2 protein-coding genes are annotated in these 10,858 nt (G+C 70.7%); both read right to left on the reverse strand.

The genetic code is table 11. The features are described 5' to 3' along the window. Nucleotides 1–7,790 (reverse strand): amino acid adenylation domain-containing protein (locus ACWEPF_RS38915; protein ID WP_452176383.1); only part of this gene is annotated, 7,790 nt, incomplete at its 3' end. After that, a partial coding sequence (locus ACWEPF_RS38920) for a non-ribosomal peptide synthetase (RefSeq protein WP_452176384.1) occupies nucleotides 7,790–10,858 on the reverse strand: 3,069 nt, incomplete at its 5' end. The genes ACWEPF_RS38920 and ACWEPF_RS38915, both read right to left, overlap by 1 nt.

Below are 10,858 nucleotides of genomic sequence, written 5' to 3' on the forward strand. Positions count from 1 at the left end.
AGCACATCCACCGCACTCAACGGCAGATCCGCACCACCCTCACCCGCCGCCTCCAACGCCGGCACCAGACTCTCGACAACACTCCGCAGAAGCCGACCCACCGCCCGCGGGTCAGCCGAAGCAACCGCGTCAACAGTCAGCCCAAAGCTGCCACCGTCGTCCTCGACTGAGACCGCGAGTGGGTAGTTGGTCCGCTCACTCATGAAGACGGTGCTGATGCCGCCGTTGCGCTCGACCGGCACCTGCTCGACAGCCGCGCCCGGAGTGTTGTGCCGGTAGTTGAAGATCGAGGTGAACAGCGGTGCCGTAGACAGTCCGCTCGCCTGCTGGGCGATCGCCAGTGGGGCGTGCTCGTGGACGAGCAGTTCGGCCAACTGACGGCGCACCCCGCCCAGCGCCTCCAGCACCCCGGTGCCGTCGATCCGGACCCGGACCGGCAGCGTGTTGATGAACAGGCCCGCCACCCGATCGGTGCCAGCTCCGGCGCCGGCGTTCATCCGACCGAAGAGCACAGTCCCGAAGACCACGTCCGAGCGACCGGAGACGGCTGCCAGAACCCGGGCCCACGCCAGATGAAAAACGGTCGCCGGGCTGACGCCCACCGCCCGAGCCACCTGACGCACGCGGGCAGACAGCTCGTCGGTCAGCAGGACGGTCTCGCGGACCACCTCGGTGCCGTCGCCGTACACGTCCAGCAGCCCGTACGGCGCGGTGGTCTCGGTGACATCCCCCAACAGCCCCGCGAAGTACCGCTCGTGCTCCTCACGAGAGATCCCGAGCCGGGCCTGCGCCACGAAGTCACGGAACGGCAGCGGCGCCGGCAGCTGGTCCCCGCGACCCTCCAAGAACGCCCGGACCTCGGCCATCACCACGTCCATACCGGTGTGATCCATCACCAGGTGATGCATCCTCACCAACGCGGTCCAGCCCGGACCGTCCTGGTCCGCGGCGATGTGAACATCCAACAGCGGCGCCCGGCCAAGGTCCATCGACGAACCGACACCCGCCAGCAACTCCTCCACCGGATCCAGACCGGCCGCATCCAGCACGACCTCCGTCACCGGCAGGCCCGCCCGACGCCACACCACCTGAACAGGCTCCGGCAACTGCTCCCACACAATCGCCGTGCGGTAGATGTCATGCCGGTCCACCACCCGCTGCAAAGCCCCCAGGAAACCATCCAGCGTCCGACGCGAATCGAAACGCATGACCCGCGGCGCGACATACGCGTCCTCCCCGCCAGCGGCCATCACGTGATGGAACAGCAAGCCTTCCTGCAGCGGCGCCAGCGGATACACATCAGCCACATTGGCCGCGCCACCGTCCACGGTGGCGACGATCCGCCCGACCTCCTCGGCCGACAACTCGACCAACGGCAGCATGTCCGGAGTGATGACCAGCGCACCCTCAGGAATCAGGTTCGGCGGCACCTCGACAGTCTCGGTGCCGGCGACGGCCGCAAGGCCCGCCGGAGTCGGAGTCTGGAACAGAGCCTTCACCGAAACGGAGGCCCCCCGCACCCGCAGCCACTCCACCAGGCGCACCGCAAGCAGCGAATGCCCGCCAAGCGCGAAGAAGTCATCGTCCACACCAACCGACGCCAGGCCCAACACCTCAGCGAAGCCCGCGCACAGCACCTCCTCACGCACACTGGACGGGCCACGACCACCCGCGCCCAACGCCGCCGCGTAATCCGGAGCGGGCAACGCCTTGCGATCCAGCTTCCCGTTCACCGTCAACGGCAGCACGTCCAGCACCACCACCGCCGCGGGCACCATGTACTCCGGCAACCTGCCAGCCACGAACTCCCGCACCACGGACGGAAGAAGAGCCTCACCAGCCGCAACCACATACGCGACCAGGCGCTTGTCGCCCGGCAGGTCCTCCCGGACCACGACCGCGACCTGCACCACCCCCGGATGCTCGGCGACGACCGCCTCCACCTCACCCAACTCGATCCGGAAACCCCGGACCTTCACCTGCTCATCCGCACGACCCGCGAACTCCAGCTCGCCGCGGGGGTTCCAGCGCACCCGGTCACCGGTGCGATACATCCGCTCGCCCGCATCACCGAACGGGCACGCAACGAAGCGCTCCGCCGTCAGGCCTGGCCGGCCCACATACCCACGCGCCAACTGCGCACCGGCGATGTACAGATCACCCACCACGCCAACCGGCACCGGGCGCAGCGCGTCGCTCAGGACGAAGACCCGAGTGTTGGGAATCGGCCCGCCGATGGGCACGCCGGAAGCGTCGGAAGCGCAGCGCCAGGCCGTCGCGTCGACGGTGGTCTCGGTGGGCCCGTAGGTGTTGAACATCAGCCGCCCGGCGGACCACCGGGTCATCACATCCGGCGGGCAAGCCTCGCCGCCGACCTCGAGGACAAGGTCAGGGGCGACCGCGCGCGGGTCCATGGTCGCCAGCACCGCCGGCGGCAGGGTCGCGTGGGTCACGCCGTGCTCGGAGAGGAACGCCTCCAGCTCGCCAGCGAGCCGTCGCTCCGGGGGAACGACCGCAAGGGTCGCGCCGACGAGCAGCGCCAGCGACCACTCGGAGCAGAAGTTGTCGAAGCTGACCGAGGCGAACTGGGCAACCACGGAGCCCGGCAGCACGCCGAAGCGGCCGTGCCCGACGGTGAGGTTGACAAAGGCGCTGTGCGGGACGGCCACGCCCTTTGAGCGTCCGGTGGAGCCGGAGGTGAAGATCACGTATGCCGGGTGTGCGGGCAGCAGCTGGCGGACCAGCTCCTGCTCCGTCAGGGCAGCGCCGTCGAGTGCGGCGAGCCGGGCGGCGATGACCGGCTCGTCCATGACGAGCACGGGTGCGCCGGCCTGCTCAGGCAGGCTGGTGACGGCGGTTCGGGAGGTCAGCACAGCGGCCACGCGGGCGTCGGCCAGCATGAAGGTGATCCGCTCCACTGGATACTCGGGGTCGACCGGCAGATACGCGGCACCGGCCTTGAGCACCCCGAGCAGAGCAGCCATCAGCTCGACGCCGCGCTCCAGGCAGAGCGCGACGACGGACTCCGGCCCGATGCCCTGGCCGGCCAGGTGGCGGGCGATCCGGTTTGCGCGTGCGTCCAGCTCGGCGTAGCTGACCTCGACACCATCGGCGACCACGGCCACCGCCTCGGGAGTCCGGGCCGCCTGAGCTGCGAACAGCTCGGGCACGGTGGCTGCGGGGGCGGGGGCGGCGGTTGCGTTCCACTCGGTGAGCACGCGGCGGCGCTCGTCCGCGTCCATCAGGTCGACGGCGCTCAGGCGCAGCGACGGGTCAGCGACCAGGTCAGCGAGCACCCGCTGCCAGCGGACGGCAATCCGCTCCACAGTGGCGCGGTCGAACAGGTCGGCGGCGCCGATCAGCCCGCCGCGGATCCCCGCCGGGCCGCCATCGGCGTCAAAGACCTCACCCAGGGTGACGTCAAGGTCGAACTTGGCCACCGCCTCGGCGGACGCGGCGGTCGGCAGCGCCCGCACGCCGGGCAGCGCCAGGTCGGCGCGGGCCTGGTTCTGCACGGTGAGCATGATCTGGAAGAGCGGGTGGCGGGAGAGTGAGCGCTCCGGGGCGAGCTCCTCGACGAGGCGCTCGAAGGGAACGTCCTGGTGCTCAAAGCCGGCCAGTGCCGTCTCCCGGACCCGGCCGAGGACCTCGAGGAAGGTCGGGTCTCCGGACAGGTCGGTGCGCTGCACCAGGGTGTTCACGAAGAACCCGACCAAGTCGTCGAGCGCCTCATCGGTGCGGCCGGCGTTGGCCGTGCCGATAGGAATGTCGGTGCCCGCACCCAGCTTGGAGAGCAGCACGGCCAACGCCGCCTGCACCACCATGAACAGCGTCACACCCTGCTCCCGCGCCACCGCCAGCAGCTCACGGTGGATGTCGGAGCCGAGCTCGAGTTCTGCGTTGTGGCCGCGGTAGCTGGCGATGGCCGGGCGGGGACGGTCGGTGGACAGCTCCAGCTCCTCCGGCGCGTCGGCCAGCACCTCGCGCCAGTAAGCGACCTGCTGGGCGAGCACGCTCGTGGGGTCGTCCTCCGAACCGAGCAGCTCACGCTGCCAGAGCGCGTAATCCGCGTACTGCACCGGCAACGGCGCCCAGCTCGGCTCCCGACCCTCAGTACGGGCAACGTAGGCCTGGGTGAGGTCACGGGCCAGCGGGCCCGTCGACCAGCCGTCCGAAGCGATGTGGTGCATCACCACGACGAGCACCCGCTCACCACCGTCAGTGGTGAACAGCCGGGCCCGGATCGGGATCTCACCCGCCAGGTCGAATGCGTGCCGGGTGGCGTCGGCCACCGCGGCGGCGAGCTTCCCCGCCGAGACCTCGATGACCTGCAGGGCAAAGCCCGTCTCCGCGACCGGCAGCACCTCCTGGTGCGGTTCGCCATCGGCGAGGGCGTACACAGTGCGCAGTACCTCGTGCCGATCCACCACGTCGAGCAGTGCGGCACCCAGCGCGTCGGTGTCCAACTCACCGCTGAGCCGCACCACCACCGGGACGTTGTAGGTCGCGCTCGGCCCCTCCAACTGACCCAAGAACCAGAGGCGTTGCTGGGCAAAGGAGAGAGGCAGCGACTCGGGGCGCTCGTGGACTGTCAGGGCGGGACGGGCGCTGCCGAACTCAGCCGGGACGGTCGCGGCGAGGCGGGCCGGGGTGGGCGCCTGGAAGAGCGCACGCACCGAGATCTCAACGCCCAGCCCCACGCGGAGCCGACTGGCCAGCCGCACTGCCAACAGCGAGTGCCCGCCAAGGGCGAAGAAGTCATCGTCGACGCCGACGCGCTCCAGGCCGAGCACCTCGGCGAAGGCCTCGCAGAAGGTCTTCTCACGCTCGTTGGCCGGCTCGCGGCCGGTGCCCGCAGCGGCGGCGTAGTCGGGGACGGGCAGGGCTCGGCGGTCCAGCTTGCCGTTGACGGTCAGCGGTAGCACGTCCAGCACCAGCACGGCCGCAGGCACCATGTACTCGGGCAGCCGATCGGAGGCGAACTCCCGCACCAGACGTGGGAGTTCGTCACGATCGGCCAGCTCCTCCGGAACCACGTACGCGACCAAGCGCTTGTCCCCGGGCACGTCCTCGCGGACGACCACGGCTGCCCGGCCCACGGCCGGGTGCGCGATCACGGCGGCCTCGACCTCGCCCAGCTCGATCCGGAAGCCGCGGATCTTCACCTGATCGTCGGCGCGGCCCAGGAACTCCAGCAGACCGTCCGTCGTCCAGCGGACCCGGTCGCCGGTGCGGTACATCCGGCTCCCGGCCACGTCGAACGGCGAGGCGACGAACCGCTCCGCGGTCAGGCCAGGCCGGCCCACGTAGCCACGGGCCAGCTGGGCTCCGGCCACGTACAGGTCGCCGGCCACTCCGATGGGCACCGGGCGCAGCGCGGCGTCAAGGACAAACACCCGGGTGTTCCACATCGGGCGGCCCATCGGCACGGCAGTGTGCTGCGCAGCGGTGTCAAGGTCGACGATGGCGTCGGTGCAGCCCACCGTCGCCTCGGTGGGGCCGTAGTGGTTGACCACCGAGACGCCGGGGTGACGGCGCGACCACTCCTTGACCAGGCTGCCCGAGGCCGCCTCGCCGCCGATCATCAGCCGACCGGTGGGAGCGCAGATGGCCGGCAGAGCGTCCATCAGCGCCAAGTGGCTCGGGGTCACCTTCAGGAAGGTCAGGCGCTCCCCGTCCAGGGCCTCCTCCAGCGCGTCGGGCAGCCGCTCGTCGAAGGGGGCGACCACCAGTCGGCCACCGGCGGCAAGGGCGCCGTACAGCGCAGTCACGCCCGCGTCGAAGGAGATCGACGCATGCCACAGGGTGTTGCCGGCCAGTTCCGGATAGGCCACCCGGCAGCGCGCCACGTAGTTCACCAAGGCCCGGTGCTCGATCGCCACGCCCTTGGGGCGCCCGGTGGAGCCAGAGGTGTAGATGACATAGGCGGGATGGTCGAGCAGCAGCGGGCGGACCAGCTCCTTCGCCGTCAGGGCGGTGCCGTCCAGCGCGGCGAGGGTCACACGGAAGCTGCTGTCATCGAGCACCATCACCGGTGCGTCCCCATGGGCGGGCAGACCGGGACGGCACGCCACCGAGGTCAGCACGGCCGCCGGCCGCGCGTCGCCCAGCATGTAGGCGATGCGCTCCGCCGGGTACTCCGGGTCGATCGGCAGGTACGCGCCGCCCGCCTTGAGCACGCCGAGCAGAGCGACGACCAGGTCAACACTGCGTTCGGCGCAGACCGCGACCAGCGACTCCGGGCCCACCCCGGCGCCCGCCAAGTAGCGGGCCATCCGGTTGGCGCGGGCGTCCAGCTCTGCGTAGGAGAGCGCGACACCCTCCGAGACGACCGCGACCGCGTCCGGAGTCCGGGCTGCCTGCGCCGCGAACAGCTCAGGCATGGTGACATCCGGTGCCTCTGCCGCCGTGTCGTTCCACTCCGTGAGGATCCGGTGCCGCTCGTCGGCGTCCAGCACCTCCACCGTGCCCAGGCGCACCGACGGATCCGCCACCAAGGCGCCGAGCACTCGCGGCCAGGCCGCCGCGATCCGCTCGACCGAAGACCGGTCGAACAGATCGGCCGCCGCCTTGACCACACCTCGCAGCCCGCTCGGCGCACCGTCGGTGCCGAAGAGCTCGGTGACGGTCACGTCCAGGTCGTAGCGGGCAGCGAGCTCGGGTGCCACGCCCTGCGGAAGCTGACCGGCACGCACGCCCGGCAGCGCCAACCCGGCCCGGGCGTTGTTCTGCACCGCGAGCATGACCTGGAACAGCGGGTTGCGGGCGAGCGAGCGGGACGGGGCGAGCTCCTCGACGAGGCGCTCGAAGGGAACGTCCTGGTGCTCGAACGCGCCCAGCGACGCCTCCCGAACCCGCTCCAGGACCTCGAGGAAGGTCGGGTCTCCGGACAGGTCGGTGCGCTGCACCAGGGTGTTCACGAAGAACCCGACCAGATCGTCCAACGCCACATCCGTACGGCCAGCGGTCGCCGAGCCGATCGGGACGTCCTCACCGGCACCGAACTTGGAGAGCAGCACGGCCAACGCCGCCTGCACCACCATGAACGGCGTCATGTCCTGCCTGCGGGCCACCTGCACGAGCTGTCGGTGCGCCTCGGCCGGGACGTCGAACTCCACCGAGTGCGCACGGAAGCTCGGCACCTGCGGCCGGATCCGGTCGAACGGCAGCGGCAGCTCCTCCGGCGCGCCCGCAAGCGCCTCCCGCCAGTACTCCAGCTGCTGGGCGAGAACACTCTCCGGGTCCTCCTCCGAACCCAGCACCTCGCGCTGCCAGAGCGCGTAGTCGGCGTACTGGACGGGCAGAGGCTCCCAGTCGGGCTCCTGGCCGGCGCACCGGGCCTGGTAAGCCGCCGACAGGTCACGGGCCAGCGGCGCCAGCGACCAGCCGTCGGAAGCGATGTGGTGCATGACCACGACGAGCACGTGCTCGCCCGGAGCCGTCGTGAACAGCCACGCCCGGATCGGGATCTCCGCCGCCAGGTCGAAGGCGTACCGTCCAGCCTCGGCCACCGCGGCGGCCAGCCCCTCAGCCGGTACCTCGACCGTCTTGAGGACGAAGTCCGTCTCGTCCATCGGCAAGACCTGCTGGTACGGCTCGCCGTCAGCGACCGCGTACACCGTGCGCAGCACCTCGTGCCGGCCGATCACATCGCGGAACGCCGCGCCGAGCGCGCCCAGCTCCAGTCCGCCCGCGAGCGGCAGAACCATGGGGTTGTTGTAGGTCGCACTCGGCCCCTCCAACTGCCCCAGGAACCACAACCGACGCTGCGCAAAGGACAACGGCACCATCAGGACTCCCCCTGTCGACGCATCGGCCGCAACGCCGGCCTAGCTGCTTTCTTGGTTCCACGCTCAAGTTCTCCGAGCTCCTGGGCGAGGCGGCTCACGGTCGGCGCCTTGAACATCAGCCGCACCGTCACCTCCACCCCGAGCTCCGCCCGCACCCGGGCGGCCAACCGCACCACCAGCAGCGAATGGCCGCCGAGTGCGAAGAAGTCGTCATCGACACCGACCGACTCCAGTCCCAGTACTTCGGCGAACGCCGTGCACAGGACCCGCTCCCGCTCGTTCGCCGGCTCCCGGCCCGCTGACACCCCGGCCGACCAGTCCGGGGCCGGCAGTGCGCGGCGGTCCAGCTTCCCGTTCGCCGTGACCGGCAATGCATCCAACAGCACCACCGCCGACGGAACCATGTAGTCCGGCAGGCCGTCCGCCGCGAACTCCCGTACCTCGGAAGGGAGAAGACCCTCTCCGTCAGGCACGACATAGGCAACGAGCCGCTTGTCACCGGGCAGGTCCTCGCGGACGATCACCACGGCTCGGGCCACCTCGGGGTGGGCCGCCAGGGCGGTGGCGATCTCCCCCGGCTCGACGCGCAGCCCGCGGATCTTCACCTGGTCGTCGGCGCGGCCCAGGTACTCCAGCTGCCCGCCGCCGGTCCACCGGGCGATGTCTCCGGTCCGGTACATCCGGCTCCCGGCCGTGCCGAACGGCGAGGCCACGAACCGCTCCGCCGTCAGCGCCGCCCTTCCGGCATAGCCGCGGGCCAACTGCACGCCCGCGAGATACAGTTCGCCGCCCACTCCCGGTGGCACGAGCCGCAGCGCGTCGTCCAGCACGTAGGTGCGAGTGTTGGCGACGGGTGCGCCGATAGGCACTGATCCGCCGCCCTGCCCCTGATGGCAGCGCCAGGCCGTGACATCGACCGAAGCTTCGGTCGGGCCGTACAGGTTGTAGAGCCCCGAGCGGGTGCCGAGCACCTCGAAGAACCGCTGCTGCACATGAAGCGGCAGCGCCTCGCCCGAGCAGATCACCCGCCGCAGGCTCACACAGGCACCCACCGCCGGCACTGTCAGAAAGGTCTCCAGCATCGACGGCACGAAGTGCGTGACGGTCACCGCCTGCTTCTGGATCAACTGCGCCAGGTACACCGGGTCCTGGTGACCGCCTGGGCGAGCTACCACCAGGGTCGCGCCCTCGAGCAGCGGCCAGAAGAACTCCCAGACGGACACGTCGAAGCCGAACGGCGTCTTCTGCAGGACCCGGTCCGAGGGGGTGAGGTCGTACTCCCGCTGCATCCACTCCAGCCGGTTCACGATCCCCTCGTGTGCGACGACCACGCCCTTGGGCCGGCCGGTCGAGCCGGAGGTGTAGATCACGTACGCCGGGTGCTCCGGCCGCAGCGCCACCTCCGGCGCCGCCTCCGGCCGCGCCGCCAGGGCGGCCGCCGTCGCCGGGTCGTCCAGCACCGACACTGCCACGTGCGACGCCAGCAGAGCGGCGTACCGCGCCGCTGTGAGGGCCCACGCCGCGCCGGAGTCACCCAGCATGTAGCCGATCCGCTCCGCCGGAAGGTCCGGGTCGACGGGTAGGTATGCCCCGCCCGCTTTCTCCACCGCGAGCAGCGCGACCACCAGGTCCGCACTGCGCTCAAGGCAGACCGCCACCACCGACTCCGGCCCCACACCCTGGTCCACCAGATGACCGGCCAGCCGGTTGGCCCGGGCGTCCAGCTCCGCATAGGACAACTCGACGCCCTCGAAGACCACCGCCACCGCATCCGGAGTCCGGGACACCTGCGCCGCGAACAGCTCCGGCAGGGTGGCCGGCGCGACCTCGGCCGCCGTGTCATTCCAGTCGGTCAGGACACGGCGGCGCTCGTCGGCGTCCAGGACGTCCACCGCGCTCAGGCTCAGCGACGGGTCGGCCACCAGGCCGGGCAGCAGTCGTTGCCAGCGGGCGGCCATCCGCTCCACCGACGCGCGGTCGAACAGGTCTGCCGCGCCCACCAGCGTGCCGTGGATCCCGGCGGGCCGGCCGTCGCCGTCGAACACCTCGGCGAGCGTGACATCCAGGTCGAAGCGTGCCATCGGATCGGCCGACGGACCCACCGGCGCCGCCTCGACACCGGACAGGGCGAGCGCGGTGCGAGCGTTGTTCTGCACAGCCAGCATGACCTGGAAGAGCGGGTGACGGACCAGTGAGCGCTCCGGGGCGAGCTCCTCGACGAGGCGCTCGAAGGGAACGTCCTGGTGCTCGAAGCCGGCCAGCGCCGTCTCCCGGACCCGGCCGAGGACCTCGGTGAAGGTCGGGTCTCCGGACAGGTCGGTGCGCTGCACCAGGGTGTTCACGAAGAACCCGACCAGATCATCGAGGGCCTCGTCGGTGCGGCCGGCGTTGGCCGTGCCGATCGGGATGTCGGTGCCCGCGCCGAGCTTGGAGAGCAGCACGGCCAACGCCGCCTGCACCACCATGAACAGCGTCACACCCTGCTCCCGCGCCAGCGTAAGCAGCTCACGGTGAACGTCACCGGGAATCGCCAACTCCGCCGAGAACGCGGCGTAGCTTGACATCGCGGGCCGCGCCCGGTCGGTAGGCAGGACCAGTTCCTCCGGGGCGCCGGCCAGCGCCTCGCGCCAGTAGCCGACCTGCTGGGAGAGCACGCTCTGCGGGTCCTCCTCCGAACCGAGCACCTCACGCTGCCAGAGCGCATAGTCCGCGTACTGCACTGGCAACGGCGCCCAGTCCGGCGCCCGGCCCTCGGTACGGGCCGCGTACGCAGCTGAGAGGTCCCGCACCAGTGGGCCCGTCGACCAGCCGTCTGTTGCGATGTGGTGAACCACCACGACGAGCGTTCTGTCACCCGCATCCGAGGTCAACAGCCAGGACCGCACGGGGATTTCATTCTCCAGGTCGAAGGCGTAGCGGGTTGCTTCGGAGATGGTGGCGGCCAGCTCGGCCGCCGGCACGTCAGTGACCTGCAGCTCGAAACCGGCCTGCTCGACCGGAAGGACCTGCTGGTACGGGGTCCCGTCGACGACCGAATAGCGGGTCCGCAGGACCTCGTGCCGGCCCAC

The sequence above is a fragment of the Kitasatospora sp. NPDC004289 genome (assembly GCF_053602875.1).